Source organism: Amycolatopsis mongoliensis (genome assembly GCF_030285665.1).
GTDB lineage: Bacteria > Actinomycetota > Actinomycetes > Mycobacteriales > Pseudonocardiaceae > Amycolatopsis > Amycolatopsis mongoliensis.
Map to the genome: position 1 here is coordinate 7171119 of NZ_CP127295.1, position 25256 is coordinate 7196374.

28 protein-coding genes are annotated in these 25256 nt (G+C 71.8%); 14 read left to right on the forward strand and 14 right to left on the reverse strand.

All coding sequences use genetic code 11. The features are described 5' to 3' along the window. Positions 1 to 25 precede the first annotated feature (25 nt). Positions 26 to 1240 carry an MFS transporter gene (locus QRX60_RS34490; protein WP_285995617.1) on the reverse strand — a complete coding sequence of 405 codons (1215 nt, stop codon included), beginning with the start codon at positions 1238 to 1240 and terminating at the stop codon, positions 26 to 28. An 88-nt stretch (positions 1241 to 1328) separates the two neighbouring features. Further along, positions 1329 to 2324, reverse strand: a complete 996-nt coding sequence (locus QRX60_RS34495) for a LacI family DNA-binding transcriptional regulator (protein WP_285995618.1) — start codon at positions 2322 to 2324, stop codon at positions 1329 to 1331. A 131-nt stretch (positions 2325 to 2455) separates the two neighbouring features. Between QRX60_RS34495 and QRX60_RS34500 the strand changes: the two genes are divergently transcribed. Next, on the forward strand, positions 2456 to 4117 hold the full coding sequence (locus tag QRX60_RS34500) for a peptide-N4-asparagine amidase (RefSeq protein WP_285995619.1): 1662 nt from the start codon (positions 2456 to 2458) through the stop codon (positions 4115 to 4117). A gap of 53 nt (positions 4118 to 4170) precedes the next feature. Further along, positions 4171 to 5448, forward strand: a complete 1278-nt coding sequence (locus QRX60_RS34505) for a cytochrome P450 (protein WP_285995620.1) — start codon at positions 4171 to 4173, stop codon at positions 5446 to 5448. A gap of 274 nt (positions 5449 to 5722) precedes the next feature. Here QRX60_RS34505 and QRX60_RS34510 read toward each other — a convergent pair whose 3' ends face one another. Next, positions 5723 to 6349, reverse strand: a complete 627-nt coding sequence (locus tag QRX60_RS34510; protein WP_285995621.1) for an alpha-ketoglutarate-dependent dioxygenase AlkB — start codon at positions 6347 to 6349, stop codon at positions 5723 to 5725. A 34-nt stretch (positions 6350 to 6383) separates the two neighbouring features. Next, positions 6384 to 6959 carry a dihydrofolate reductase family protein gene (locus QRX60_RS34515; protein ID WP_285995622.1) on the reverse strand — a complete coding sequence of 192 codons (576 nt, stop codon included), beginning with the start codon at positions 6957 to 6959 and terminating at the stop codon, positions 6384 to 6386. Between the two features lie 239 nt (positions 6960 to 7198). On the opposite strand from QRX60_RS34515, the gene QRX60_RS34520 reads away from it, so the two are divergent. After that, on the forward strand, positions 7199 to 7777 hold the full coding sequence (locus QRX60_RS34520; protein ID WP_286003762.1) for a hypothetical protein: 579 nt from the start codon (positions 7199 to 7201) through the stop codon (positions 7775 to 7777). 22 nt (positions 7778 to 7799) lie between these two features. Here the strand turns inward: QRX60_RS34520 and QRX60_RS34525 are convergent, their stop codons facing one another. Together QRX60_RS34525 and QRX60_RS34530 are read right to left on the reverse strand one after the other, a co-directional pair. Further along, positions 7800 to 8735 (reverse strand): RluA family pseudouridine synthase, encoded by a 936-nt coding sequence (locus tag QRX60_RS34525; protein WP_285995623.1) that lies wholly within the window; start codon positions 8733 to 8735, stop codon positions 7800 to 7802. A 16-nt stretch (positions 8736 to 8751) separates the two neighbouring features. Then, the gene (locus QRX60_RS34530; protein WP_285995624.1) at positions 8752 to 9144 is read right to left on the reverse strand and encodes a DUF5313 domain-containing protein; all 393 of its coding nucleotides are present in this window, start codon (positions 9142 to 9144) and stop codon (positions 8752 to 8754) included. A gap of 64 nt (positions 9145 to 9208) precedes the next feature. On the opposite strand from QRX60_RS34530, the gene QRX60_RS34535 reads away from it, so the two are divergent. After that, positions 9209 to 9646 (forward strand): MarR family winged helix-turn-helix transcriptional regulator, encoded by a 438-nt coding sequence (locus tag QRX60_RS34535; RefSeq protein WP_285995625.1) that lies wholly within the window; start codon positions 9209 to 9211, stop codon positions 9644 to 9646. A 59-nt stretch (positions 9647 to 9705) separates the two neighbouring features. Continuing rightward, the gene (locus tag QRX60_RS34540) at positions 9706 to 10587 is read left to right on the forward strand and encodes a TIGR03854 family LLM class F420-dependent oxidoreductase (RefSeq protein WP_285995626.1); all 882 of its coding nucleotides are present in this window, start codon (positions 9706 to 9708) and stop codon (positions 10585 to 10587) included. Positions 10588 to 10591: 4 nt separating this feature from the next. Here QRX60_RS34540 and QRX60_RS34545 read toward each other — a convergent pair whose 3' ends face one another. Continuing rightward, the gene (locus tag QRX60_RS34545; protein WP_285995627.1) at positions 10592 to 12106 is read right to left on the reverse strand and encodes an MDR family MFS transporter; all 1515 of its coding nucleotides are present in this window, start codon (positions 12104 to 12106) and stop codon (positions 10592 to 10594) included. Positions 12107 to 12231: 125 nt separating this feature from the next. Here QRX60_RS34545 and QRX60_RS34550 point away from each other — a divergent pair, with 125 nt between their 5' ends. Continuing rightward, positions 12232 to 13392 carry a DUF1015 family protein gene (locus tag QRX60_RS34550; protein ID WP_285995628.1) on the forward strand — a complete coding sequence of 387 codons (1161 nt, stop codon included), beginning with the start codon at positions 12232 to 12234 and terminating at the stop codon, positions 13390 to 13392. Here QRX60_RS34550 and QRX60_RS34555 read toward each other — a convergent pair. After that, positions 13389 to 14312 carry a squalene cyclase gene (locus QRX60_RS34555; protein WP_285995629.1) on the reverse strand — a complete coding sequence of 308 codons (924 nt, stop codon included), beginning with the start codon at positions 14310 to 14312 and terminating at the stop codon, positions 13389 to 13391. The genes QRX60_RS34550 and QRX60_RS34555 overlap by 4 nt on opposite strands. Next, positions 14312 to 14818, reverse strand: a complete 507-nt coding sequence (locus tag QRX60_RS34560; protein WP_285995630.1) for a DinB family protein — start codon at positions 14816 to 14818, stop codon at positions 14312 to 14314. Before QRX60_RS34560 ends, QRX60_RS34555 begins: the two co-directional genes overlap by 1 nt. A 72-nt stretch (positions 14819 to 14890) precedes the next feature. On the opposite strand from QRX60_RS34560, the gene QRX60_RS34565 reads away from it, so the two are divergent. From QRX60_RS34565 to QRX60_RS34580, 4 genes are read left to right on the forward strand one after another with little or no spacing between them, the layout of a single operon-like run. Continuing rightward, complete coding sequence (locus QRX60_RS34565) at positions 14891 to 15970, forward strand: ATP-dependent DNA ligase (RefSeq protein WP_285995631.1); 1080 nt, start codon at positions 14891 to 14893, stop codon at positions 15968 to 15970. Then, positions 15967 to 16971: a non-homologous end-joining DNA ligase gene (ligD, locus tag QRX60_RS34570; RefSeq protein ID WP_285995632.1), complete on the forward strand. Its 1005-nt coding sequence runs from the start codon at positions 15967 to 15969 to the stop codon at positions 16969 to 16971. The genes QRX60_RS34565 and ligD overlap by 4 nt, the downstream gene beginning before the upstream one ends. A 1-nt stretch (position 16972) precedes the next feature. After that, on the forward strand, positions 16973 to 17185 hold the full coding sequence (locus QRX60_RS34575) for a hypothetical protein (RefSeq protein ID WP_285995633.1): 213 nt from the start codon (positions 16973 to 16975) through the stop codon (positions 17183 to 17185). Then, positions 17152 to 17418 (forward strand): GNAT family N-acetyltransferase, encoded by a 267-nt coding sequence (locus QRX60_RS34580; RefSeq protein WP_285995634.1) that lies wholly within the window; start codon positions 17152 to 17154, stop codon positions 17416 to 17418. The genes QRX60_RS34575 and QRX60_RS34580 overlap by 34 nt, the downstream gene beginning before the upstream one ends. 43 nt (positions 17419 to 17461) lie before the next feature. Here QRX60_RS34580 and QRX60_RS34585 read toward each other — a convergent pair whose 3' ends face one another. After that, positions 17462 to 18613, reverse strand: a complete 1152-nt coding sequence (locus QRX60_RS34585) for a YbfB/YjiJ family MFS transporter (protein ID WP_285995635.1) — start codon at positions 18611 to 18613, stop codon at positions 17462 to 17464. A 92-nt stretch (positions 18614 to 18705) separates the two neighbouring features. Here QRX60_RS34585 and QRX60_RS34590 point away from each other — a divergent pair, with 92 nt between their 5' ends. Then, positions 18706 to 19266, forward strand: coding sequence for a TetR/AcrR family transcriptional regulator (locus tag QRX60_RS34590; RefSeq protein WP_285995636.1), 561 nt, complete (start codon positions 18706 to 18708; stop codon positions 19264 to 19266). On the opposite strand, the gene QRX60_RS34595 is transcribed toward QRX60_RS34590, so the two are convergent. Both QRX60_RS34595 and QRX60_RS34600 read right to left on the reverse strand, forming a co-directional pair. Next, positions 19263 to 19544, reverse strand: coding sequence for a hypothetical protein (locus tag QRX60_RS34595; protein WP_285995637.1), 282 nt, complete (start codon positions 19542 to 19544; stop codon positions 19263 to 19265). The two genes, QRX60_RS34590 and QRX60_RS34595, sit on opposite strands and share 4 nt — an antisense overlap. 71 nt (positions 19545 to 19615) lie before the next feature. Next, positions 19616 to 20623 (reverse strand): CobW family GTP-binding protein, encoded by a 1008-nt coding sequence (locus QRX60_RS34600; RefSeq protein WP_285995638.1) that lies wholly within the window; start codon positions 20621 to 20623, stop codon positions 19616 to 19618. 412 nt (positions 20624 to 21035) lie between these two features. On the opposite strand from QRX60_RS34600, the gene QRX60_RS34605 reads away from it, so the two are divergent. From QRX60_RS34605 to QRX60_RS34615, 3 genes are all read left to right on the forward strand, one after another. Next, on the forward strand, positions 21036 to 22187 hold the full coding sequence (locus QRX60_RS34605; protein ID WP_285995639.1) for a nitric oxide synthase oxygenase: 1152 nt from the start codon (positions 21036 to 21038) through the stop codon (positions 22185 to 22187). 110 nt (positions 22188 to 22297) lie between these two features. Beyond that, positions 22298 to 22804, forward strand: a complete 507-nt coding sequence (locus tag QRX60_RS34610) for a flavodoxin domain-containing protein (RefSeq protein WP_285995640.1) — start codon at positions 22298 to 22300, stop codon at positions 22802 to 22804. 77 nt (positions 22805 to 22881) lie between these two features. Further along, on the forward strand, positions 22882 to 24177 hold the full coding sequence (locus QRX60_RS34615) for an MFS transporter (protein ID WP_332845872.1): 1296 nt from the start codon (positions 22882 to 22884) through the stop codon (positions 24175 to 24177). Position 24178: 1 nt separating this feature from the next. Here QRX60_RS34615 and cpt read toward each other — a convergent pair whose 3' ends face one another. Further along, a complete protein-coding gene (cpt, locus tag QRX60_RS34620; RefSeq protein WP_285995642.1) occupies positions 24179 to 24700 on the reverse strand; it encodes a chloramphenicol phosphotransferase CPT in 522 nt (173 codons plus the stop codon). Positions 24701 to 24704: 4 nt separating this feature from the next. Further along, the gene (locus tag QRX60_RS34625; protein ID WP_285995643.1) at positions 24705 to 25220 is read right to left on the reverse strand and encodes an STAS domain-containing protein; all 516 of its coding nucleotides are present in this window, start codon (positions 25218 to 25220) and stop codon (positions 24705 to 24707) included. Positions 25221 to 25256 lie beyond the last annotated feature (36 nt).

The following is a 25256-nucleotide window of genomic DNA, read 5'->3' on the forward strand; positions in this document are numbered from 1 at the left end:
CCCGACCCGGCGCGCCACCCGGGCTTCAAGCCTGAGCGGCCTCGGCCGTCGCGAGTTCGGTGCGGCGGAAGGCCTCCGGGGAGAGCTGGAACCACACCAGCACCGCGCTGAAGGCCTGGATGGCCGCGACCACCAGCCAGACGCCCCGCAGGCTCCAATGTGCCGCGACCAGGCCGCCGGTCAGCGCGCCGAGCGGGGTCAGGCCCCAGGCCAGCGCCCGGTGACTGGTCAGCACCCGGCCGAGCAGCGGCGCCGGGGTGAAGCGCTGGCGGCTGGACTGCGAGCAGACGTTCCAGACCAGCACCGTCGAGGTCAGGAAGACCAGCACCACGCCGATGAGCGGCGGCCACGGCGGCAGCACGGCCAGCAGCAGCGGCGCCACCGCGCCGAGGCCCTGCGCCCACCGCATCGACCACGAGTACCCGAGCCGGTCGACGATCTTCTGCACCACGAACGACGACGCCACCCACCCGACCGCGAGGCAGGCGAGCAGCAGGCCGTAGCCGACCGAGCCCACGTGCAGGATCTGCGTCGCGTACAACACGAACATCGAGTTGCCGGCACTGGCGGCGAACGAGCCGAGCGCGACGTTGATCGTGATCGACCGCAGCAGCGGCGTCCGGACCAGGTGCGTGAGCCCGGCCGACAGGTCCCGCAGCGGATGGGTGCGCGCGGCCACCACCGACGCCGACGGGATGCGCCGCGTCAGGAGCAGGGCGAGCAACGCACAGGCGGCGGCCAGCCACGCGGGGGCCCCGGCGCTGACGGCGACGAGGAAGCCGGTCAGCGGCGGCACGACGAACTGCACGACACCCCGGTCGATCACGGTGAGGCGCGCATTGGCGTGGGCGAGCCGGTCCGGCTCGACGAGCTCGGGCACGAGCGCCCCGCTGGCACCGTCCCCGAGCACCTGAGCGGAGGTGACGACGAAGGCGACGACGAGCAGCACGGGCAGGCTGAGCAGGCCGGCGGAGGCAACGGCGGCGAGCACGAGCGCAGCCCCGACCTGCACGGCGTAAGCCCAAGCGAGCATGGCGGTCCGCCGCACGCGATCGATGAGCACCCCGGCGAAGAGCGAGAGCAACAGCCACGGCGCCTGCCCGGCGATGTTGACGAGCGAGATCTCCCGCGGGTCGGTGGTGATGGACACGGCGAGCAGCGGAAGCGCGGCGAGCATCAACCCTTCGGCGGAGGAACCGGACACCGCGACGGCCTGCAGCCGTACCCACCTGTTCGTCACGCGCGAAGCCCCATGATCGGCATCATGCCAAGGCTGTTCGTGGGCACCAAACGATTTACGGGGACAGTGCGGGGATCCGTGACGACGGTCAGCGGCGCACGCGGGTCGACTCGCGGACGACCAGCTCCGGGGTGAACACCACCGCCTGGTGCTCCACCGCCGTGTCGGCCGTCTCCGCCAGCAGCAGCTCCGCCGCCGTGCGGCCGAGGCGCTGGGCCGGCTGGCGGACGGAGGTCAGCGGGACCGCCGCCGCGCCCGCGAACTCGATGTCGTCGTAGCCCACGATCGCCATCTCCTCCGGGATGCGCACGCCCGCGCCGACCATCGCCTGGAGCACTCCCAGGGCCAGCAGGTCGTTCGCGCAGAACACCGCCGTCGGGCGGGGGCTCGTGCCCAGCAAGCGGGCACCCGCGTCGCGGCCCGAGGAGACGTCGAGGCCGATCGCCTCCAGGACCGTCAGCTCGGCACCCGATCCCTCCAGCGCCGTGCGGACGCCCTGCTCGCGGTCGCGGCACTGGGCGAGGATCGCCGGGCCGTTGACGAACGCGATGCGCTGGTGGCCGGTCTCCAGGAGGTGCCGGGCCGCGAGGGCGCCGCCCGCGATGTCGTCCACCGCGACCGAGCTCGCCTCCGACGTCGGCGCCTTGCGGTCGACGAACACGTACGGCGTGCCGCTGCGGCGGAACGCGCGCAGGGCTTCGCCGGACGTCGCGACCGGGCTCAGCAGCACGCCGCGGACCCGCTGCTCGGCGAACATCGCCAGGTAGGACGCTTCGAGGTCGGACCGCTGGCCGCTGTTGCAGGTGATGATGTTGAGGCCCTCGGCGTGCGCGGCCTGCTCGGCGCCGCGGGCGACGTCGACGAAGAACGGGTTGCCGAGGTCGAGCACGAGCAGCCCCATGATCCGGCTGCTGCCGGCGCGCAGCTGGCGCGCCGACTCGTCGCGGACGTAGCCGAGCTCTTCGATCACCGAGAGCACCCGGTTCCGGGTGGCCACCGCGACCACGTGCGGCCGGTTGACCACATTGGACACCGTGCCGATCGAGACGCCCGCCCGCTTGGCGACGTCCTTGATGCCGACCACCGCACCCCCTCGCTGAGAAGGGCGTGAGCCTATCACGATCTGAAACGTTTCATGTGCTGATTCCCGCCGTTCGTCGGATGATCGCGGCACTAGGCTTCGCGGCGGTGAGCCTGCCACTGGGAGGAGTCCGGGTGCGGATCTTCACGATCGTCCTGTCGCTGGTGCTGACGTGGGTGCTCTCCGGGGCTGTCGCCTCGGCCGATCCCGTCCTGGAACACGACACCGACGACCCGGTGCTCGCCGCGCCCGCGGTCACCCGGCCGGACACGCCGCACTGCAGCGTCACGCTGGCCGACGCCTTCCGCTCCAACGCCGCCGACGGCACGCCGCAGTTCTACGAGGGCACGCTCGCCCCGCCGAAGGCCTGCCCTGGCCCGTGGGCGAAGGTCGTCATGGACCAGACCGTCACGGTCGGCGGCCGGCAGTACGACCGGATCGGCGACCTGCGGATCGGCGGCACCGAGGTCTGGTGGGGGACCACCGAAGAACCCAGCGGCGAGGGCAACCGCCCGATCACCTACCACTTCGACAAGGACCTCACGCCCTACAGCGCGCTGCTGCGCACGTCGCAGCCGTTCCACGGCGGGATCGAGAACTACAACTCGCCGGTCTACACCGGCGTGTACGCCCAGACCGTGACGCTCACCTACTACCAGGCCGACCGGCGGCACCCCGCGCCCGAGACCCCCGACCACGTCGCCGGCTTCGGGCACGTCGACGCGACGCCCGCGACGCCCACCGTGCACTTCAGCGCGAAGGACCTGCCGCGCAACATCACCCGCGCCTACCTCGAGGTCACCCTCGAAGGCCACGCGTGTGACGAGCAGTGGTTCGACGACGTCCCGGACGCCGTGTCGGCGAAGTACCCGGCGGCCGGGCTCTGCGGCAAGGGCCCGTACCGCGAAGCGAACTTCGCGCTCGACGGGACGCCCGCCGGCAGCGCGTTCACCTTCCCGCACATCTACTCCGGCGGGATCGTGCCGCAGCTGTGGCGGCCGATCGTCGCGATCGACACCTTCAGCCTGCACGCCGAAACGTACGACATCACGCCGTTCGCGGGCCGGCTCGTGGACGGCGGCACCCACGACATCTCCTTCTCCTTCCCGGACATCGGCGGCGAATTCACCGTCGTGCCGACGCTACTGCTCTACACCGACAAAAAAGCCGCACAGACGTCCGGCGCCCTGACCCAGGACGACGTCGCGGCCGCGCCGGCCCGGCAGACGGCGGTGAAGGACATCCAGGACGGCGTGAACGTGACGGTGACGGCCAAGCGCCACGACGTCACCGCGGGCTACGTCGACACCTCCGCGGGGCGCGTGTACACCCGCGTCGAGCGCACCCGCGACTACCGCAACAGCGACGACGTCACCGGCGGCGGCTTCACCCAGCACGTCGTGCAGGGCGACTCGGGACAGCAGACGTCGACGTCCACTGTGGACGGCCGGGTGCGCTCGGCCGCCCGGCACACCTGGTCCTACCCGCTGACCACCGACGCGACCGCGAACATCACCGACGACCAGAACCTGCGCATCTCCGGCTCGGCCGAGATGACGCAGACCCTCGGCGACCTCGCCGGCGACGGCCGGGGCTGGCGGCCGGTCCGCGCGTCGACCGAGTGGCTGAGCTCATCCGGCGTGCTGGCCCGGACGAACGGGGTCAACACCGAGGCCGACGGCCGCTCACGCGCCTCGTTCGCCGGGTCCGACGACCTCGGCCGGCCGTACTTCCACTACGTCGCGAGCGAGCACGGGCGGATCACCGAGAACCGGGAGCTGTCGCCTCGGAGGTGAAACAGCTCTCGCCGCACCTCACCCGATCGGGCTAGTGCGGTACTGTCGGGTTCATGGGGAGTCTCCGCTCACGGATCCTGGGCTGGGTCGGCCGCCGGTACCTCGCGCGCCAGTCGAAAAAGGGCTTCGACCTCGAGAAGATGTCGACCTTCCTGCCCGACTCGGCGCTGCTGCCGCTGAAGCGGGACGGGCTCGACCCGGTCGCCGAGATCGGCGCGATCCGGGCCGAGGCGCCGATCAGCAAGCTCGACCTGCCGTTCGGGATGAACGCCTGGCTGGTCACGGGGTACGACGAGGCCAAGGCGGTGCTCGGCAAGGCGACCGGGTTCTCGAGCGACTTCGGCAACCTCGTCGGCAACGCCGGCGTGACCGCGGACCAGAACCCGGGCGGCCTCGGCTTCGCGGACCCGCCGGTGCACACGCGGCTGCGGAAGCTGCTCACGCCGGAGTTCACCATGCGGCGGCTCAGCCGGCTGACCCCGCGCATCGACCAGATCGTCGCCGAGCAACTCGACGCGATGGCCAAGACCGACGGCCCGGTCGACCTGTGGCAGGCGTTCGCGCTGCCGATCCCGTCGCTGACCATCTGCGAGCTGCTCGGCGTGTCCTATGAGGACCGCGAAGACTTCCAGCGGCTGAGCACCGCCCGGTTCGACCTCTTCGGCGGCGCGGGTGCGTCGCTGGGCGCGATGTCGGAGTCGCTGACGTACCTGCTCGAGATCGTCAAGAAGCAGCGCGCGGAGCCCGGCGACGGCCTGCTCGGCATGCTGATCAAGGAACACGGCGACGAGATCGAAGACCGCGAGCTGGCCGGCCTCGCCGACGGCGTGCTCACCGGCGGCCTGGAGACCACGGCCAGCATGCTCGCGCTCGGCGCGCTGGTGCTGCTGCGCGACGAGAAGGCGTTCGAAGCGGTCCGCGGCGACGAGCAGTCCGTGCACCGGTTCGTCGAGGAGCTGCTGCGCTACCTGACGGTGGTGCAGATGGCGTTCCCGCGGTTCGCCAAGGAGGACATGGAGATCGGCGGCGTGCGGATCGCCGAGGGCGACATCGTGCTGGTGTCGCTGTCGGCCGCGGACCGCGACGCGACGCTGGGCCCGGACATGGAGAAGTTCGACGCCGCCCGCGAGCCGACGTCGCACCTGGCGTTCAGCTACGGCATCCACCGTTGCATCGGCGCGGAGCTGGCCCGGATGGAGCTGCGCACGGCGTACCCGGCGCTGGTCCGCCGGTTCCCGAACCTGAGGCTCGCGGTGCCGGCGGAGGAGCTTTCGTTCCGCAAGGTGTCCATTGTGTACGGTCTGGACGAGCTGCCGGTGCTGGTGGACTGAGCTTCAGCGCGAGACCCGGATCCTTTGTGGATCGGACGAGCCGGGAACTGAAGCCGGATCTCACGTGATCGAGGCCGGATCTCACGTGATTGGAGCCGGGAGTGGCGTGATTGAAGCCGGAACTCACCGACTCGGTGAGTTCCGCCTCCGTTCACGCGAGTTCCGCTCTCGATCACACGAGTTCCGGCTCTGATCACGCCGGATCCGGCTCCGATCACGTCGGTTCGCGAGGTTTGGCCCCGCTGCGGTGGACTCTGCTGTAAACGTGGTCGGGTCAGTTCACTCCGCGGGGCCGGAACTGGATGCTGATCCGCGGCCCGACCGGCTTGGCCGTCTTCGGGATCGAGTGCTCCCACGTGCGCTGGCAGCTCCCGCCCATCACCAGCAAGTCCCCGTGCCCCAGCGGGCGCGCCAGTGTCTTGCCTCCGCCGCCGCGGGGGCGCAGCGCCAGGTTGCGAGCCGCGCCGACCGAGAGGATCGCGATCATCGTGTCCTCGCGGGCTCCTCGCCCGATCCGGTCGCCGTGCCAGGCCACGCTGTCGCGGCCGTCGCGGTAGTAGCACAGGCCCGCCGTGCGGAACGGCTCGCGCAGCTCCCGGAGGTAGTGCTTGCTCAGCGCGTCCCGCGCCGCGGTCAGCGCGGCGTGGGGGAGTGGCACGTTCTCGCGGTAGTAGCTCAGCAGTCGGGGCACGGCGACGACGCGGTCGTACATCTTCCGCTTCTCCGCCTGCCACGGCACGCCCTCGACCAGCGCCGCGAACAGCTCGTCGGCGCCCTCGAGCCAGCCGGGCTGGATGTCCACCCACGCGCCCGAGCCGAGGTCGGTCCGCTCGGGCGCGAGCGGGCGCAGCGAAATGGAGCCCTGGGTGGCGAACAGCGAAGACTGGAGACCCGGGTTCATGGTCCCCAGCCTACACCAAGATCGAACACCTGTTCTAGTGAATGACGTCGTAGACCAGCTTCTGGACGCCGTTGCCGTACGACTCGCTCTCGACCAGCTTCAGCGCCTGCTTGTCCTTGTCGGTCTCGCTGAACAGCCGCTTGCCCGCGCCGAGCAGGACCGGGAACACCAGCAGGTGGTACCGGTCGACGAGGCCGGCGTCGGCCAGCGCGCGGTTCAGTGTGGCACTGCCGTTGACGATGATCGGCCCGCCCTCGGTCTCCTTGAGCGCGGCGACGTCGTCCAGGGACCGGAGGATGGTCGTCTCGCCCCAGTTCGTCACCAGGTCGGACTCCTGGAGGGTGGTCGACACGACGTACTTCGGCATCGCGTTGTAGCCGGCGAACTCGGCCGTCATGCCGGGCCACACCGGCGCGAACGCCTGGTAGCTGACCCGGCCCAGCAGCAGCGCGGTGGCTTCTTCCTGCTCGGAACCCTTGATGGCGTAGGCGGCGGGGTCGAACTCGATGTCCTTGAAGGTCCAGCCGGAGTTGCGGTAGCCGGGCTCTCCGCCGGGCCCTTCGACGACGCCGTCGAGCGAGACGAACGAGGTGGAGATCAGGGTGCGCATGGTTTCTCCCGGGTCGATCTTGGGTGCGTTCACCAGTGTGTCGAACGGCGGCCGCCGGATTCGACAGCGCCGTGCGGAAAACTTCCGACGCACTCACCGGCACCGGAGTGGGTCTTGTCCGCAGTCGTCCGGGCTCGTACAGTCACTCCCACGCCGGACAAAGGTCTGAACCTGTGTCCGGGCACCGCCGCCTCGAGTGACACAGGAGGTTGACGGTGCGCAGACTTCGCGGCGCGGGCGTGCTCGCGGCGGTCGTGACGGGGCTCGCGGTCCTGGTCCCGAACGCGGACGCCCAGGTCGGCGGCGGGTCCTGGATTGCGGATTCCCCGAGCTTCACCACCCAGGAGAAGGGGTGCGGCGACGTTTCCGGCCTCACCTTCAAGCTCACCTGCTCGACCGCGAGCGGTGAACAGCGGGCGGAACGCCGGTACGCCACCTACACCGGCGGCACCCACCAGTTCGAGGGTTCCTTCAAGATCACCAGCATGACCGGCTCCCGGATCAGTCTCAAGCAGACGTTCCGGGACGGCTCCAGCGCCGGCCCGTACTTCCTGCTGGCTGTCGAAAAGGGCGGCCGGATGTACGCCGTCGAAGGCGGGGCGACGCTGGGCAGCGGCGCGACCGTCGGCACGTCGGTGCGGGTCAACACGATCAACCAGGTCGGCAGCTCGCACAAGGTCTACCTCAACGGCTCGCTGAAGCAGACGATCTCGAGCCCGGGCGGCAGCTACTACGACAAGTTCGGCAGCTACCGCACCTCCAGCGGTGCGGGACCGATCACGGTGACCTGGAGCGGGATCAAGTTCTGGCACCAGTGACACCGACGCGGCGTCCCCGGTGTCACGCCGGGGGCGCCGCCCACGCGTCGAGGCCGTCGCGCGCGGCCAGGCGCAGCCCGCTGGTGAACCGGCGGTGCGTCCCGGTGACCGGGTCGTCGAAGGCGAGGACCCTGGCCAGCAGCTGCAGGGGTTTCGTGAAGTCGCCGAGGGGCTTCTCCCGCAGCTCGGGGTAGAAGTCGTCGCCGAGGATCGGGATGCCGAGGCCGCTCAGGTGCACGCGCAGCTGGTGCGTCCGCCCGGTCGAGGGCACCAGCCGGTACCGGCCCAGGCCGTCGCGGTGCCCGGCCAGCTCGACGTACGTCTCGGCGTTCGGCTCGCCCGGCACCTCCTGCGCGGCCAGCACACCGCGTTCCTTGACGATCCGGCTGCGGACGGTCCGCGGCAGCGCCAGCGCCGGGTCGTGCGGCGCGATCGCCTCGTACTCCTTGTGGACCTTCCGGTCGCGGAAGAGCGTCTGGTACTTCCCGCGCAGCTCCGGCGTGATCACGAACATCACCAGCCCCGCGGTGACCCGGTCGAGCCGGTGCGCGGGGGAGAGGTGCGGGAGGTCGAACTCCCGGCGCAGCCGCACGAGCGCCGTCTCGAGAATGTGCTGCCCGCGCGGGATGGTCGCCAGGAAGTGCGGCTTGTCGACGACCAGCAGGTGCTCGTCGCGGTGCACGACGCGGATTTCGAACGGCACCGGCACCTCGTCCGGCAGGTCGCGGTGGAACCAGATGAACGAGCCCGGCGCGTACGGCTCGTCGACGCCGAGCGGGCCGTCGGTGCCGTGGATGCGCTCCTCGCGCAGCATCTGCTCGATCCGGTCCGGCGTCACGCGCGGCAGCCGGTCGACGAGGTGCGCCAGCAGGGTCGGCCACTCGCCGTCGGGCAGTTTCAGCCGGGCGGGCTCGAGCCCGTGGCGGGGCGGGATCGGCGGCCGGAGCTTGCGTCTCATCGTCCCCCGACTGTAGCTAACCCTCCGACGGCGTCCGGTAGCGCGCGATGTAGCGGGCGGTCGCCTCGGCGTTCTTCGCCTCGGCCGCCGCGGTGCGGATGCTGCGTCCGGTGTTGTGCGGGAAGCCCTGCCTGCCGAGCCGGTGCTCGACGCTCTCCTCCATGTACGCGCAGGAGTAGAAGTACGCGACGAGCGCCGCCATCAGGACCAGGGAGAGGCGCAGCCAGATCGAACCGGGCAGCAGCAGCCAGACCGCGCAGAGCGGGACGATGCCGACCGACCGCTGGAGCACGTACCGGGCGCGCCAGTGCTTGGACGTCGCGTCGTGCAGGGCCCAGTCCGAGTAGCGGTCCGGCAGTCGCACGCCGATCGAGTAGCCGAACCAGCGGAGTACACCAGGTCGTTCCATACGTTCGAGAGTACACTAATAGTTAGTGCACTAATTGTCTCGTGGGCCACGTTAGGATCGCGCCATGATCGACCTGGGTGAAGACCCGCTGAAGCTGGACCGGCAGGTGTGTTTCGCGTTGTCGGTGGCTTCGCGCAGCGTGATCGCGATCTACCGGCCGCTGCTGGAGCCGTACGGCCTGACCCATCCGCAGTACCTGGTGATGCTGGCGCTGTGGGAGCGGTCGCCGCGGTCGGTGAAGGACATCGGGACGTCGTTGCGGCACGAACCGGCGACGCTGTCCCCGCTGCTCAAGCGGCTGGAGGCGCTCGGCTACGTCACGCGCAGCCGGAGCCGGTCCGACGAGCGCCAGCTGATCGTCGAGCTGACGGAGTCCGGGCGCGCGCTGCGGGCCGAGGCCGAGAAGATCCCGTACAAGGTGGTCGAGACGCTCGGGATGGAGGTCTCCGAACTGGAGGCACTCCACGGCGTGCTGTCCAGGGTCATCGCCGCGACCGCCTGAGGAATGTTCCTTTGCCCGGCGCGTTGTCGTCTTCGGGGGCCGATCCGCGAGGGGGCAGGGTGCTGAAGATCAGGCTGGGTGTCGCGCCGGCGGCGGGGACCGGGCCGGCGGAGTTCGCCGGGCTGGCGCAGCGGCTGGAGGAGGCCGGCGTCGACTCGCTGTGGCTGTCGGAGCTGGTCTATTCGCCCGAGGTCGACCCGATGATCGGGATGGCGCACGCGCTGGCGACGACGTCGAAGCTCAAGGTCGGCACCGGTGTCGCGATCCTGCCGGGCCGCCATCCGGTGCTGGTCGCCAAGCAGCTGCTGACCCTGGCCGGCCTGGCGCCGAAGCGGGTGTTGCCGGTGTTCGGGCTGCGCCCGGCCCGCGCGGCGGAGCACGACCTGTTCCCGGTGCCGCCGGGCCGCCGCGCCGCGGTGTTCGACGAGTCGCTGACCCTGGTGCGACGGCTGCTGGAGGAGGACTCGGTGACGTTCTCCGGTGAGTTCTTCCAGGTCGACGGCGTTTCGCTGGGGCCGCGCCCGGCGAAGCGCCTCGACGTCTGGCTGGGCGGCTCGGCTCCGGCGGCCCTGCGCCGCACGGGCCGGCTGGCGGACGGGTGGCTGGGGAGTTTCCACACGCCGGCCGAAGCGCGCGCCGCCCGCATCGCGATCCAGGAGGCCGCGGCCGAGGCGGGGCGGGAGATCGAAGAGGACCACTTCGGGTTGAGCCTGGCCGTGGCGGACCAGGGGATTCCGGATGAGCTGGCGGCGGTGGCGGCCCGGCGGCGTCCCGGGGTACGGGTCGAGGACCTGGTGGCGACGAGCTGGGCCGAGGCCCGGCGGCTGGTGGAGCAGCACATCGAGGCAGGGCTGTCGAAGTTCGTGATCCGGCCCGGGCACGGGGACTTCGACGCGTTCCTGGAGAAGTTCCAGGCCGAGCTGGTGCCCCTGCAGAACTAGCCGCTCAGAACTCCAGCTGCTCGGCCTTCCGCGGCATGAGCAGCAAAGCCACCACTGAAACCGACGCCACCACCAACAATCCGACGAACACGTAGTGCGTCGCCTCCGCCAGCGCCCCTCGGACGAACTTCGCCACCGGGGAGTCCGAATGCCCGCCCAGCACCAACGAAGTCGCGTCCACCGAAGGCGGCAGCTTGCCCGCCACCTCCGCCGGCGGCGAAGCGAACCGCGAGGCCAGCGTCGCGTTGGCGATCGCGCCGAAGACCGCCGCGCCGACCGCGCTGCCCAGGGACCTGCTGAACAGGTTCGTCGCCGTCACCACGCCGCGGCGGTCCCAGCCGACCACCGACTGGACCGCCACCAGCGTCGGGCTCGACGTCAGGCCGAGGCCCAGGCCCAGGACGAACGCCGCCAGCGCCGCCGACCAGATCGACGACGACGCGTCGAGCAGGGCCACCAGGATTCCGCCGCCGACCACGAACACCGTGCCGATCAGGGCCGTGTCGCGGAAGCCGATGCGCAGGTAGATCTTGCCCGCCAGGGACGCCGAGATCGGCCAGCCGACCGTCAGCGCGGCCACCGCGAACCCGGCGACCAGCGCGCCCGCGCCGAGCACGCCCTGGGCGTAGGTCGGCAGGTACGACGTCAGACCCATCAGCACCGCGCCGACCACGACGGCCAGCAGGTTGCCGCCCACCAGGATCCGGCGGGTGAACACCCACAGCGGCAGCACCGGCTCGGCGGCGCGCTTCTCCACCAGCACGAACGCGACGAGCAGCGCCGCGCCCGCGACGAAGATCGCCACGCTCGGCACTGAGCCCCACGCCCACGCGACGCCGCCTTCGAGCAGGCCCAGGATCACCAGCGAGCAGCCGACCGTGAGCAGCGCCGCGCCCGTGTAGTCGACCTTGTGGCGCTTGCGCTCCACCCGCTCGGCGAAATTCCGGAACAGCATCAGCGCGGCGATCGCGCCCAGCGGCAGGTTGACGAAGAAGATCCACCGCCAGTCGAGGTACTCCGCGAACACGCCGCCGAGCGTCGGGCCGACCACCGACGCGATGCCCCAGACGCTCGCGACGTAGCCCTGCACCCGGGCGCGTTCCTCCACCGTGTAGAGGTCGCCGATGATCGTCATCGACATCGGCTGGATCGCGCCGGCGCCGATGCCCTGCACCGCGCGCGCCGCGATCAGCACCGGCATGCTCCACGCGGCGCCGCACAGCACCGAGCCGACGAGGAACGCCGCGATCCCGAAGAACATCACCGGCCGGCGGCCGAGCACGTCGGCGAACTTGCCGTAGAGGGGGACGGTGACCGCCTGGGTGAGCAGGTAGACCGAGAACAGCCACGGGAACTGCGAAAACCCGCCGAGGTCGCGCACCACCGACGGGACGGCGGTCGCGATGATCGTGCTGTCCAGGGCGACCAGGGCGGTGCTCAGCATGACCGCGATCAGCACCGGGCCGCGGTCCGACCGGAAACCGACCCCTTTCGCGCTGGTGGCGGGGGTGGTCGTCATCGGCGGGCTGCTCCTCGGGGCGGTCATGACCGGAGTCAACTACTTTGCAATCCTAAGCATTCCATCCGGGGGCGCCGCACCCCAGTGAATTTCCGTCACAGCGCTCTTCGCGGAAGATGGGTCGGATGAGCGACTGGATCCGGCCGATCGGGCAGGGGTGGGTGGTCCGCGACGCGGTGCCCGGCCCCGACGTCGACGAGTTCGCCGAACCCGACCGCGTCGTCGCGGCGCTGGCCGCGCCCGGGGCCGCGGACAGCCTGCTGGCCGTGCAGCACCCGGCCCGCACGCCCGCGGCGCTCGCCCGCGGGCTCGACCTGGCCGCCGCGGTCCCGGTCGCGCGGGCGGTGCTCGAACGGCTCCGCAAGCGGTTCTACCGGCCGGTGCGGGAGATCGTCGCGCCCTACCGCATCGAAGGGCCGGACGGGGTGGCGCTCGGCCTGCTGTGCCTGGTCGACCCGGCCGCGGTGACCGACGACGGCGCCGCGCGCGTCCGGCACACCGAGGACGTCTACGCCGACGTCGTGGCCGAGCGCGCGACGGTGCTGGCCGGGCTGGGCTGCGCGACCAGTGCGGCGATGCTCGTCCCGGCCTCCGGCGGCGACCTGCTGACCGAGCAGGTCGAACGGGCCTGCGCCGGTCTCGGCCTGCCCGATCTGTCCACTTCGGACGCGGGCGGGCGGCGCCACGAGCTGTGGGTGGTGCCGGCCGGCCCGCTGCAGAACCGGCTGCTGGCCGCGGTCGCCGCCGCCGAGCTGCTGGTCGCCGACGGCAACCACCGGGTGGCCGCGGCCTCGGCGGCCGGGCACGGTGCCCTGCTGGCCCTGGTCACGGCCGGCCCGCAGCTGCGGATCGGCGCGATCAACCGGGTGCTGACGGGCACCGGGCTCGGCCCGGAGGACCTGGTGTCGCGCTGGTGCGCGGCCGGCCTGGACGTCCGGTACGACGAGCACGCGGTGCCGGTCACCGGGGAAGCGGTGGTGCGCGCGGGCTCGGCGGTGCTGCGGATCCCGCTCCCGGAGCTGCCGGGGCCGGGCCCGGTGATCGACCACGAGATCGTCGAGCGGGTCCTGTTCGCCGAGGCGCTCGGCGTGGATCCGGACGGGCCGTGCGTGCTGCCGTTGCCCGCCGGCCGCCCGGTACCGGCCGACGCGGACGCGGTGGTGCTGCTCGCGCCGGTGCGGTACACGGACGTGCTCGCGGTGCACGCGGCCGGTCGCCGGATGCCGCGCAAGGCGACCTACTTCACGCCGAAGCCGCGCAGCGGGCTGGTGCTGGCGGAGCTTTAGCGAGCGTCCCACCAGTTCACGACCTGGGTCGCGAAGAACGTCAGCCACTTCGACGGTTCGCCGGGCGGGGCGTCGACCTCGAACCAGACCCGGCCGGTGTGCCGCTCGGTCTGCAGCCACGTGCCGTCCGGCTGCCGCGCCGAGCGGATCAGCTCGATCGCCTCCGCCAGGCGCGGGTCGGGGCGGTCCGCGTCGCGGAAGTACGAAGCCGCGTTGAGCACGTCGTAGTGCCAGCGGATCGGGTACGAGAACTCGCCGACCCACGGGGCGATCGGCTCGCCCGTCGAAAGCCGCCGGAACAGCCTGCGTTCCAGCAGGTACTCCTCGCCGGCGAGGCGAGCCGCCCGGGAAGCCGGGGTGCCGCCCGTCGCGGTCTCGAACGCGAGCAGGCCCTTCAGCGCGTTGAGTGTCGAGTGGACGGACGAGCGCGCCGCCCCCTCGACCCAATCGCAGTTCCAGCCGCCGTCCGGCAGCCGGTGCGTCACGAACCAGTCGGCGATCCCCGCGACGTCCGCGCCGAGCCAGAGCCCGTTCATCAGGGTCCACGCGTTGATGCAGCAGTCGACCTCGCCGCCCCAGTACGGGAGGTCGTCGTACTCCCAGCGGCTGTTCTCGGCCAGCAACGCGGCGGTATCCCGCAGCGCCGAAGCGGGCAGGCCCCACTCGCGCAACGAGTTCAACGTCCACGTCGTTGCGGTCCAGGGCTGGGCCTCGCCGCCCTGGAAGCCCTCCGGGAAGAACGCGCCGCCCGCCCACTGGCCGTCGGGATCCTGCCGGGCGAGCAGCCGCGCGCCGAACCCTTCGGTGGCGACCCGCGCCCGCGTCGCCTCCCAGACCCCGGGCGGCTCGCCCGCCAGGTCGCGCTCCACCTGCCAGCGCAGCGCCGGGTCGGAGTCGCGCAGCCAGGCGAGCACGTCCATCAGGCCCCCGTGACGCCGTCGATGGCCTCGCGCAGGAAGTCCGCGTGGCCGTTGTGACGTGCGTACTCGTGGATCATGTGCAGCATCACCAGCCGCAGCGAGACGTCCTCGCCCCAGCGCGCCTGGTGGCCGGTGACGTCCAGGGACTCGGCCGCCTCTTCGATCTTGCGCGAGTGCTCCACCTCGGTCTGCCACGCCTCGAACGCTTCCGCGCGGGTCGACGAGCTCGCGTCGTACGCGGCCTGGAAGTCGCCTTCGGGCGACCACCGCAGCGGGATGTCCTCGGCGTTGATCACCCGCCGGAACCACGTGCGCTCCACCTCGGCCATGTGCCGGACGAGGCCGAGCAGCGACAGCGTCGACGGCGGGCTCGACGCCCGGCGCAGGTCCTCGTCGGACAGTCCGTCGCACTTCATGGCGAGGGTGGCGCGGTGGAAGTCGAGGAACGTGCGCAGCATTTCGCGCTCGCCCCCGACCAGCGGCGGTTCGGGGCGTTCGGTGGTCACGAGACAGTGTGTATCACGCCCGACTCCGTCTTTCGCCAAGGAAGTGTCGTACCGGTGTTTTAAGCTCGCGCGGTGGACTTGCCCGTGATGCCGCCCGTGCGGCCGATGCTCGCGAAAGCCGTGCACGAGGTGCCCCGTGGCCCGGGGCTCCTTTACGAGCCCAAGTGGGACGGCTTCCGCTGCATCGTGTTCCGCGACGGCGACGAGATCGAGCTCGGCTCCCGCAACGACCGCCCGCTGACCCGCTACTTCCCGGAGCTGGTGGAGCTGCTGGCCGCCGCGCTGCCGCCCCGCTGCGTCGTGGACGGCGAGATCGTGCTGGTCACGCCCCAGGGGCTCGACTTCGAGGTGCTGCAGCTGCGGCTGCACCCGGCGGCCTCGCGCGTGCGCAAGCTCGCCGAGGAGACGCCGGCCAGCTACATCGCCTTCGACCTGCTCGCCCTCGGCGACACCGACCTCACCGAAGAGCCGTTCCGCGAGCGGCGCAGGCAGCTCGAAAGCGTTCTCACCACCGAAGCCGAAGGCCTGCAGCGCGTCCACCTGACCCCGCTGAGCGAGGACCCCGACCAGGCCGAAGACTGGTTCACCCGGTTCGAGGGCGCGGGTTTCGACGGCGTCATGGCCAAGCCCGCCGACCTGCCGTACGAGCAGGACAAGCGCGTCATGCTGAAGGTCAAGCACGAGCGCACGGCCGACTGCGTCGTCACCGGGTTCCGCTGGCACAAGGACGGCGTGGGCGTCGGCTCGCTGCTGCTCGGACTGTTCGACGACGAAGGCGTGCTGCACCACGTCGGCGTCGCCAGCAGCTTCACCAAGGCACGGCGGGCCGAGCTGGTCGAGGAGCTGGCGCCGCTGCGCGAGAACGCGCTCGAGAACCACCCGTGGCGGTCCTGGGCCGAGTACGAGCCGGAGCCGGGCCGCCGGCCGGGCGCGAACAGCCGGTGGGCGCCGCAGAAGGAGCTGACCTGGGAGCCCGTGCGGCCCGAGTGGGTGGCGGAGGTCCGCTACGAGCACCTGCAGGGCGGCCGGTTCCGCCACGGCGGGCGGCTGGTCCGCTTCCGGCCGGACCGCACACCGCAGTCGTGCACGTACGCCCAGCTCGACGAGGCGCCGCCGGCCGAGCTCGCGAAGCTGTTCGGGGAGGCGAGATGAGCGAGGCGATGCTGCTCGACGTCGACGGCGTCGAGGTCAAGATCAGCAGCCCGGGCAAGGTGTACTTCCCCGAGCACGGCGAGACGAAGCTCGACCTCGTCGAGTACTACCGGGCGATCTCCGGGCCGCTGCTGGCCCGGCTCGGCGGGCGCCCGCTGCTGCTGGAGCGCTACCCGGACGGCGCCGGCGGCAAGAACTGGTTCCAGAAGCGCGTGCCGAAGGGCGCGCCCCCGTGGCTGAGCACCACGGTCGTCTCGACGCCGAACGGCACGACGAGCGACGCGCTGGTCGCGAAGGACCTGGCCCACATCCTGTGGGCGGTCAACCTGGGCTGCCTCGGCTTCCACGTCTGGCCGTACCTGGCCGACACGCCGGAGGTGACCGACGAGCTGCGCGTCGACCTCGACCCCTCGCCGGGGATCGGGTTCGACGAGCTGCGCGAGGCCGCGCTGCTGACCAGGGAGTTCCTGGCCGAGCACGGCATCGAGGGCCACCTGAAGACGTCCGGTTCGCGAGGGCTGCACCTGTACGTGATGCTCGAGCCGCGCTGGGACGGCTTCCAGGTGCGGGCCGCGGCGGTCGCGCTGGCGCGGGCCCTGGAGCGGCGGCACCCGGAGAAGATCACCGCGCAGTGGTGGAAGGAAGAACGCGGTTCGCGCGTGTTCGTCGACTTCAACCAGAACGCGCCGCACAAGACCGTGTTCGGCACGTGGTGCGTGCGGCCGCGGGTGGGCGGGCAGGTCTCCACACCGATCGGGTGGGACGAGCTGGACGGCGTCGAGCCTGACGCGTTCACGCTGAGCACGGTGCCGGCCCGGGTCGCCGAGCGCGGTGATCCGTGGGCCGGGGCGGGAGAGCGGCCGCAGTCGATCGAGCCGCTGCTGGAGATGTCGGAGGCGGATATGGCGAACGGGCTGATGGACGCGCCGTGGCCGCCGGTGTACCCGAAGATGCCGAACGAGCCGCCCCGGGTCGCGCCGAGCCGGGCGAAGAAGGCGTGAGGTGGCGACGGTCGCCGAATGCGCGGCGGACGACGGGTTCCTGCTGGCGCTGATGACGGCGATGACGGCCGAGCTGGTCGTGGTCTACGACCTGCCCCCGGACGCGCGCCCGCGGCCGCTGGACCCGGCGAGCCGGTACCTGCTGGCTCGCGACGGCCCCGGGCGATCGGCTGCTGCGCGGTGGAGCCGGTCGGGCCGGGCCTGTACGAGCTGAAGCGGATGTTCGTGGCCCCGGACGCGCGCGGCACGGGGGTGTCGACCGCGCTGGTGGCGGAGTCCGAGCGGCTGGCGCGCAGCGGGGGAGGGGTGCGCCTCAGGCTGGAGACCGGCGTGCGCCAGCCGGCGGCGATGCGGCTGTACGAGCGGGCGGGGTACCGGCGGGTGCCGAACTTCCCGCCGTACGAGGCCGACCCGGAATCGGTGTGCTACGAGAAGGAGCTCGGTTAGGCCGGGGATCGGCGGCCAGGCACGGAAAAGAAGAGAACCGGAGCTAGCTTCGCGCTGCCGGTGGCGCGAGCCTGGGGGCGAGCTGGCTCCAGGCGGCGAGGGCGACCAGCCCGGTCAGCCCGAACACGGCAGCCGAGCCGAGGCCGGCCGCCGCCGCACCGGCCAGGGGTGCCGCCGCGGTCTGCCCGGCGCCGAGGCCGGCGAACGACCACGTGACCCCGTGGGCCGGCCGCGAGGGGAACAGCCGTGCGGCCCAGAGGATGCACAGCCCGGTCAGCGCCATGTAGGTGAGGCCGAACAGCGCGCTGGAGACCAGGGCGCCGGGCAACCCCGGACGAGGCAGGGCGAGCAGGGCGAGGCCGGCCGCCGCCAGCGTCCACGCCGTGAGGTTGGCAGTGCGCAGGCTCGTGCGCTCGGCCAGCCGTCCGGCCGCCCCGCCGAGCAGGCCCGCGACACCGATCGTGAACCAGCACGCCGTGACTGCCGGCGGGCTCAGGCCCGCTTCGGCGAGCCGCGAGCTGGAAAACGTCCAGTACGGCGCGCTCGTCACTCCGATGAGGACGGAGTTGACCACGAGCGGGACCGTCCCGCAGGCCGGGCCGGCGTCCGCCGGGTCCGACGCCGGTGCCCGGGGCAACGTCCGCCAGGCGATCAGGGTCACCGCCACGCCGAGGGCCGCGAACGCCCACCAGATCGTGGGCCAGCCGAACGCCAGCAGGGGGGTGAACGCCGAGGCCGCCAGTCCGAGCCCGGTTCCGGTGTTGGCCCAGGTCTGCGCCCGGTCCCGGACGCGCGGGGCGGCTGTCCGGCCGATCAGCTGGGCGACTCCCGGCGAGACGAGACCCGCGCCGGTGCCCGCGAGGACGATCCCGGCCCCGAACGGCACGACGCCCGGTGCCGCCGCCATGAGCGCCAGACCCAGCGTGGCCGACGCGCCGGCCAGGACGACGGTGCCGTGCGCGGACCGGCGGGACGTCCTCGGGGACACTAGCAGCCCGAGGCCGTACCCGGCGGTGGACAGGCCGCCGAGGACGCCGGCGCCGACCGTCGTGAGCCCGAACGTTTCGGTGAACCGGGGCACGAACAAGCCGTACGCATAGCGCGCGAAGCCGTAGCAGAGGGCGATCACGCTCGCCCCGGCCGCGGCCGTCGTCCACCACGCGGTCGTGGGCTTCCGTTCCGTTCCGAGTGCCATACGCTCCACCGAACAGACAGGTCTGTCTGTTGTCAAGCGATGGTAAGGTCTCCGCAGGAGAGAAGCCATACCGATAGGTCCGGAGGAACATCGTGGGCCGTACTCGCCCCGGTGACGCGCGAGCCAAGGTGCTCAAAGCCGCGTCGACGCTCTTCTACCGCGACGGCATCCACGCCGTGGGCGTCGACACGGTGGTGGCCGAGGCGGGCGTGACGAAAGCCGCCCTCTACGGCAACTTCGGGTCCAAGACCCGGCTCGTCGTCGCGTACCTGCGGGAGCGCGACCGGCTGTGGCAGGAGGAGATCGACCGGATCACGGCCGGGCACGCCGACCCGCGGGAACGGGTGCTGGCGGTGTTCGACGCCTACGAAGCCTGGCTGGCCCGCGACGACTACCGCGGCTGCGCCTTCCTCAACGCGGCCTCGGAGTTCCCCGACGCCGACGGCCCGGTTCGCGAGGTCGTCCGCCACCACAAGACCGCACTGCACAGTTACCTGCGGGCCCAGTTCGAACGCGGCGGACGTGACCACGCGGAGACCCTCGCGGACGAAGTGATGCTGCTGCTCGAGGGCGCCGCGGTCACGGCGGTGGTCGCCCGGAACGGGCGGTCGTTCCGCACGGCGAAGCGGCTCGCGGAGAGCTTGACCGCCTAGAGTCCCAGGTCCAGCGAGAGCTGGCCGAGATCGTCGCCGGCCGGCGTCATCCTGACTCCCGCCGGGGGCGCGGGCAGCGTCGCCACGCACGCCGGGCAGGGCGCCACCTCCGACGTCGTCAGGTCCACCGGCTTCCAGCTGCGGGACTCGCGCTCGCCGCAGGCCGAACGGCGGTAGCGGAGGTCGCCGGAGCGGGTCATCAGATGCGCCGACGGCGTTTCTTCGGGCAGCACGCCGACCAGGTACCAGCGTGGTGCGCTCACCGCGGTGGTCGTCATGGCCGCCAGTCTCCGTCGCGGCCGGCGGAACCCGGGCGCATTTGCCGGTCTTCGGCGTGGCGGGCCGGCGGTCAGGCCTCGCCCGGCAGGTAGCGGAGGATGTGCAGCAGCCCGCGCTCGTCGACCGCCGACGGGTCCGGGGCGACGCACCGGTGCAGGTCGGCGAGGACCGCGCCGGTGTCGAGGCCCGCGCCGATCAGCACCAGCTCCGTGCGCCGCGGTGCGCCGGACGGCCAGGCCGACCGCTCCAGCTGGACGAACCCGCCGACGGTGTGCAGGTGGAAGCGCGCGTCGGCGGCGAAGTCCGCCTGGCCCTTCATCCGGTAGAGCCCGGCCGGCCGCCGCTCGAGGAACTCGACGAACGCCCGGGGGGCCAGCGGCGTCCCGGCCGTGAACGTCACCGTCTCGTACCGCGCGTGCAGGTGCCGCGAGTGGTCGTCCTCGCGCAGGTCGTCGAAGGACAGCTGGCCGACCCGCTCGCCGCGGGGTTCGGGGTCGAAGAACAGCCTCGGGTCGACGCGCCCGTGCGAGGTGACCAGCAGCGGGCGGCCCGGCGCGAGTTCCTCGACCGTCGCGGTGACCTTGGCCAGTGCCTCGGCGGGCACCCGGTCGGCCTTGTTCAGCACCACCAGGTCCGCCAGCCGCAGGTGGTCGGCCAGTTCGGGGTGGCGCTCGCGGGCGGCCTCGAACTCGGCGGCGTCGACCACCTCCGCGAGCCCGCCGTAGCGGATGTCCGGGTTCTCGCTGGCGATCATCAGCCGGATCAGGTCACGCGGTTCGGCGATGCCGCTGGCCTCGACGACGATGACGTCGATCCCCGCCTCGGCCGAGGAAAGCCGGCCCAGCATCGCGTCCAGCCCGCCGGCGTCGACCGCGCAGCACAGGCAGCCGTTCCCGAGCGAGACCATGGTGTCGACCTGCCCGGCGACGGCCAGCGCGTCGACGTTCACGCTGCCGAAGTCGTTGACCACGACGCCGACCCGGGCGCCCTCGCGGTTGGCGAGCAGGTGGTTGAGCAGCGTCGTCTTGCCCGCGCCGAGGAACCCGGCGACGAGGACCACGGGGATCTTGCGCACCAACCGACTCTAACGCCGCTCGCGGTGCCGCTCATACACGGGTGACCACCGCCGGAGAAGGCCGTTCGACGAATACCCTCGAAAAGACGCAGGCGTTCCGACGGGAAAGGATCACAAAGTTCACCGTCCAAAGTGATCGATTGACGGAAAATGCGTTGTGACATGTCCGGATAACGCTTGGTAGCAGCTATTTTTCCGGTGTTTTCCCTGGCGGAGGCAGAATTGCCGGACGGACCGGGGCGTCGTTCACGTCCGGTGGATTGCGTCCGCGAGAACGTGGGGTACTCTCCCCGGCCTGGCCGGAGGTGCTGCTGCCACAGCAACTTCCGGCCGCCCCGTTGTCGGCGACCATCGGAGGAACGGTGAACTTTTCTGTCGGGATGCAGATCGCGATTTCGGAGAGTGGGGTAACGTCATGACGGTTACACCCGAGCGGGTGAATTCCTCGCTGCCGATCTACCAGCGCGTCTCGGAGGAGCAGGGTGCCAATTCCGCGGAAGCGGAGGAGTTCCTGGACCGGATGTTCGCCGAAGGTGCCGCCGAAGAAGGCGACCGGTTCGAGACCCGGCTGGCGGAGGTGCGCGCGGAAATCAGCGAAACGGGCACCTACCGGCACACCGCGGCCGAGCTGGCCTACGGTGCGCGCGCGGCGTGGCGCAACTCCGCCCGCTGCATCGGCCGGTTGTACTGGAACAGTCTCCGGATCCGCGACCGGCGCCGGGTCACCGACCCCGCCGCGATCGCCGGCGAGTGCGTCGCCCACCTCCGCCAGACGACCCGCGGCGGCCGGATCCGGCCCACGATCACGGTGTTCGCCCCGGACTCGCCCGCCGGGCCCGGTCCGCGCATCCACAACGAACAGCTGATCCGGTACGCCGGGTACCGCCTCGACGACGGTTCGGTCCTCGGCGACCCGCGCTACGCGGAGTTCACCCAGCAGGTGCGCGAACTCGGGTGGCGGCCACCGGAGCGCAGAGGCTCGTTCGACGTCCTCCCGCTGCTGATCGAGGCGGAACCCGGCGATCAACGGCTGTTCACGCTGCCCGCGGACGCCGTCCTGGAGGTCCCGCTGACCCATCCCGACCACCGGTGGTTCGCCGGGCTCGGGCTGCGCTGGCACGCCGTGCCGGCGATCAGCAACATGCCTCTGGAGATCGGGGGCATCACCTACCCGGCCGCGCCGTTCAACGGCTGGTACCTCGGCTCCGAGATCGGCGCGCGGAACCTGGCCGACGAGCAGCGTTACGACCTGCTGCCGGTCATCGCCGAGCTGATGGGCCTGGACACCACGTCCGAACGCACGCTGTGGCGCGACCGGGCGCTGGTCGAGCTGACGCTCGCCGTGCAGCACTCGTTCGACGCGGCCGGCGTGACGATGGCCGACCACCACACCGAGTCACGGCGGTTCCTGACCCACCTCGACCGCGAGGAGCGGTCCGGCCGCCGGTGCCCGGCCGACTGGAGCTGGATCGTCCCGCCGCTGTCCGGCGGCCAGACCCCGGTCTTCCACCGCTACTACGACCCGCCCGACCCCGAGCAGCGACCGGCGTTCCTCTCACCGGACTGAGTCATGCGGGGAGGGCCGGGAGCCACGGAGAGCAACGTCGGAGCGCCCGTATGGCGGATCGTGACCGGCCCACGGCGCAGTACCGCCCGGCAAGGCCGACAATGGGACGCATGACCGCAGTCCTCGTCGCCTACGCCGGGCGCCACGGTGGAACCCGGGAGATCGCCGAGGTCATCGCCGCCGAGCTCGGCGAAGCCGGCCTGAGCGTGGACGTGCGCGACGCCGCCGACGTCGCGACGGTGGGTCACTACGCCGCGGTCGTCGTCGGCAGTGCCCTGTACTACCACCGGTGGCGGCCCGAAGCCGTCCGGCTGCTGGAGCGCAACGCCCGGGCGCTGGCCGAGCGTCCGGTGTGGCTGTTCCACAGCGGACCGTGCGGCCCGGGCGCGGCCACCCACCAGGTCAGCCTGCCGGCGAACGTGGCGCTGCTCGCCGCGCGCATCGACGCGGAGCGCACCGCCACCTTCGGCGGCCGGCTGGACCCGGCGACCGTGCGCGGCCTGATCCCGCGGCTGATGGCGTCGGGGCAGCGCGCGGGCGACTTCCGCGACTGGGACCGGATCAAGGCGTGGGCCCGCGACGTCGGCCGCCGGGTCCGCACGCGCGTGGCGCTCTGACCCTTGCCCGCGCCTGGTGGTGGATGCTAGACCAGCCCTGAGCTCTTCCGGTGAAGAACCGACGGGACGGGGCAAACGTGACGGATCGGCAGGCAGCACCGGCTCCAGGGAAGAAAGCGCTTACATCCGATCAGCGCAACGCGTTCCTCGCGGCGCTGCTCGGCTGGAGCATGGACTCGTTCGACTACTTCCTCGTCGTCTTCGTCCTGGCGGACATCGCCAAGGACAAGTCGTTCGGGGCGACGGCGACGCAGCTGGCGTTCATCACCACGGCGACCCTGGTGATGCGCCCGGTCGGCGCCCTGGTGTTCGGCCTCTGGGCCGACCGGGCCGGCCGGCGGATCCCGCTGATCGCCGACGTCCTGCTGTACTCGGTGGCCGGCCTGCTGTGCGCGTTCGCCCCGAACTTCACCGTGCTGCTCGTCCTGCGCTTCGTCTACGGCGTTGGCATGGGCGGTGAGTGGGGCCTCGGCGCCGCGCTGGCGATGGAGAAGATCCCGGTCGCGCGCCGGGGGTTCTTCTCCGGCCTGCTGCAGGTCGGCTATTCGATCGGGTACCTGCTCGCGGCGCTCGCGTACCTGCTGTTCCACTCGGCCCTCGGCCTCGAGTGGCGGTGGATCTTCGTGCTGAGCATCTTCCCGGCGCTGATCACCCTGCTGATCCGCGCGCGCGTGCGCGAGTCGGAGGTCTGGGAGGCCGCGCAGGAGAAGCTGCGCGTGACGCGGACGTCGGTCAAGGACATCCTGCTGAACCCGAAGGTGATCCGCCGGTTCTTCTACCTGATCCTGCTGATGACGGCGTTCAACTGGATGAGCCACGGCACTCAGGACGTCTACCCGAGCTTCCTCAAGGCCCACAGCGACGGCGGTGCCGGCCTCAGCGCGACGACGAGCACCTGGATCGCGGTGCTCTACAACGTCGGCGCGATCATCGGCGGCCTGACGTTCGGCACGCTGTCGGAACGCCTGGGCCGCCGCCGGACCATCGTGGCGGCCGCGGTGCTCGGCCTGCCGGTGATCCCGATCTTCGCGTTCGACCACGGCGCCGGGATGCTGGCGCTGGGCTCGTTCCTGATGCAGATCATGGTGCAGGGCGCGTGGGGTGTGATCCCCGCGCACCTCACGGAGATGTCGCCGGACGCGATCCGCGGCTTCTACCCGGGTGTGACCTACCAGCTGGGCAACCTGCTGGCGGCGCTGAACCTCCCGATCCAGCAGGCGATCGCGGAGTCCCACGGGTACTCGTCGGCTCTCTTGTGGACGGTGGTGCCCGGCCTGATCGCGGTGGCCGTCCTGACGGCGATCGGCAAGGAGGCCAAGGGGATCCGGTTCGGCGAGTCGGCGGTGGCGACGGCACCGGCCGCCTCCCGGTAGGTCATCGGACCCGGGCGGCGACGACCTTCGCGCACGTCATCGGCTCGGCGTGCGTCGTGTCGACTTCGAGGTCGTACCGCACGCCCCGGTGCACGAGGTCCGCCTGGTGCGCGGCCATCCCGATGATCCGGTCGCCGCGCGCCAGCTCCCGTGCCACGGCCACGGTGGTTGCGCACCGGACCCCGACCCAGAGCACGTCGAGGCCGTCGAACGCGGTGAGCCACCGCCGCTGGGACGCGGCGCCGCCGAGGAAGACCTCGTCCACGATGATCCGGGCGCCCGCGCGGACCATCGCGGCGATCCCCGTGATCCACGTGGCCTCCAGCGCGCGGAAGGCGTCGCCGACGGTGACGTCGCCGTCGGCGGCGATGTCGATGCCCGCGCCGGACCCGGGCATCGCCGCGAGCAGGGTGTCGACGCCGAAGGTGAGCCACGGATCGGGCAGGGTCGCCTGCAGGGCGCGGGCGAGCGTGGTCTTCCCGCAGCTGGAGGCGCCGTTGAGGACGATCGCCCGGGTCGGCACCGAATCAGCGTACTGTCTTCAACCGCTCCAGGAGTTCCAGCCACTCGACGGCCTCGGCCGTCGTGGCGTGGAGCGGCAGCACGTCGGCCAGCGCCAGCGCGTCGATCGCCCGGCGCACCACCGGGGCGCAGCCGGCGATCGCGAACGGAACGCCGGCCGTGCGCGCGTCCCCGGTCGCTTCGAGGAGCACGGCGATGCCCCGGGCGGAGCAGTGGGCGGCGCCGGTCAGGTCCAGGACCAGGACGCGGGGCGCCAGGCCGATCTCCTCGGTGAGCCGGGACTTCAGCCGCAGGCTGCCGGGCAGGTCGAGCTCGCCCCGCACGGCCAGGACGCTGACCTCGGCGGTCGCGGTCACCACCAGCGTCGTCACCGGGTCTTCGCCCAGGCTCGCGTAGTGGCGGGCCATCAGCGCCTCGATGTCCAGCCCGGCGGGGTAGGGCACCGAGTCGATCTCCCGCGCCCAGGCACGCAGCGCCGCCGCCACCTCACGGTGGCGGGCGTCGTCCTCGGGCCAGGTCATACCGGGTACATCGCTCCCGGGGACCCGGGTGCAACA

What these genes read in the sequence shown, in the direction of transcription:
- QRX60_RS34555 (WP_285995629.1), bottom strand. Translation starts at nt 14,312, where the DNA reads ATGGACGTGCTCGCCTGGCTGCGCGACTCCGACCCGGCGCTGCGCTGG.
- QRX60_RS34625 (WP_285995643.1), bottom strand. Translation starts at nt 25,220, where the DNA reads ATGACCTGGCCCGAGGACGACGCCCGCCACCGTGAGGTGGCGGCGGCG.
- QRX60_RS34515 (WP_285995622.1), bottom strand. Translation starts at nt 6,959, where the DNA reads ATGCGCACCCTGATCTCCACCTCGTTCGTCTCGCTCGACGGCGTCGTC.
- QRX60_RS34530 (WP_285995624.1), bottom strand. Translation starts at nt 9,144, where the DNA reads ATGGAACGACCTGGTGTACTCCGCTGGTTCGGCTACTCGATCGGCGTG.
- QRX60_RS34535 (WP_285995625.1), top strand. Translation starts at nt 9,209, where the DNA reads ATGATCGACCTGGGTGAAGACCCGCTGAAGCTGGACCGGCAGGTGTGT.
- QRX60_RS34505 (WP_285995620.1), top strand. Translation starts at nt 4,171, where the DNA reads ATGGGGAGTCTCCGCTCACGGATCCTGGGCTGGGTCGGCCGCCGGTAC.
- QRX60_RS34525 (WP_285995623.1), bottom strand. Translation starts at nt 8,735, where the DNA reads ATGAGACGCAAGCTCCGGCCGCCGATCCCGCCCCGCCACGGGCTCGAG.
- QRX60_RS34510 (WP_285995621.1), bottom strand. Translation starts at nt 6,349, where the DNA reads ATGAACCCGGGTCTCCAGTCTTCGCTGTTCGCCACCCAGGGCTCCATT.
- QRX60_RS34605 (WP_285995639.1), top strand. Translation starts at nt 21,036, where the DNA reads ATGACGGTTACACCCGAGCGGGTGAATTCCTCGCTGCCGATCTACCAG.
- QRX60_RS34585 (WP_285995635.1), bottom strand. Translation starts at nt 18,613, where the DNA reads ATGGCACTCGGAACGGAACGGAAGCCCACGACCGCGTGGTGGACGACG.
- QRX60_RS34595 (WP_285995637.1), bottom strand. Translation starts at nt 19,544, where the DNA reads ATGACGACCACCGCGGTGAGCGCACCACGCTGGTACCTGGTCGGCGTG.
- QRX60_RS34610 (WP_285995640.1), top strand. Translation starts at nt 22,298, where the DNA reads ATGACCGCAGTCCTCGTCGCCTACGCCGGGCGCCACGGTGGAACCCGG.
- ligD (WP_285995632.1), top strand. Translation starts at nt 15,967, where the DNA reads ATGAGCGAGGCGATGCTGCTCGACGTCGACGGCGTCGAGGTCAAGATC.
- QRX60_RS34550 (WP_285995628.1), top strand. Translation starts at nt 12,232, where the DNA reads ATGAGCGACTGGATCCGGCCGATCGGGCAGGGGTGGGTGGTCCGCGAC.
- QRX60_RS34545 (WP_285995627.1), bottom strand. Translation starts at nt 12,106, where the DNA reads ATGACGACCACCCCCGCCACCAGCGCGAAAGGGGTCGGTTTCCGGTCG.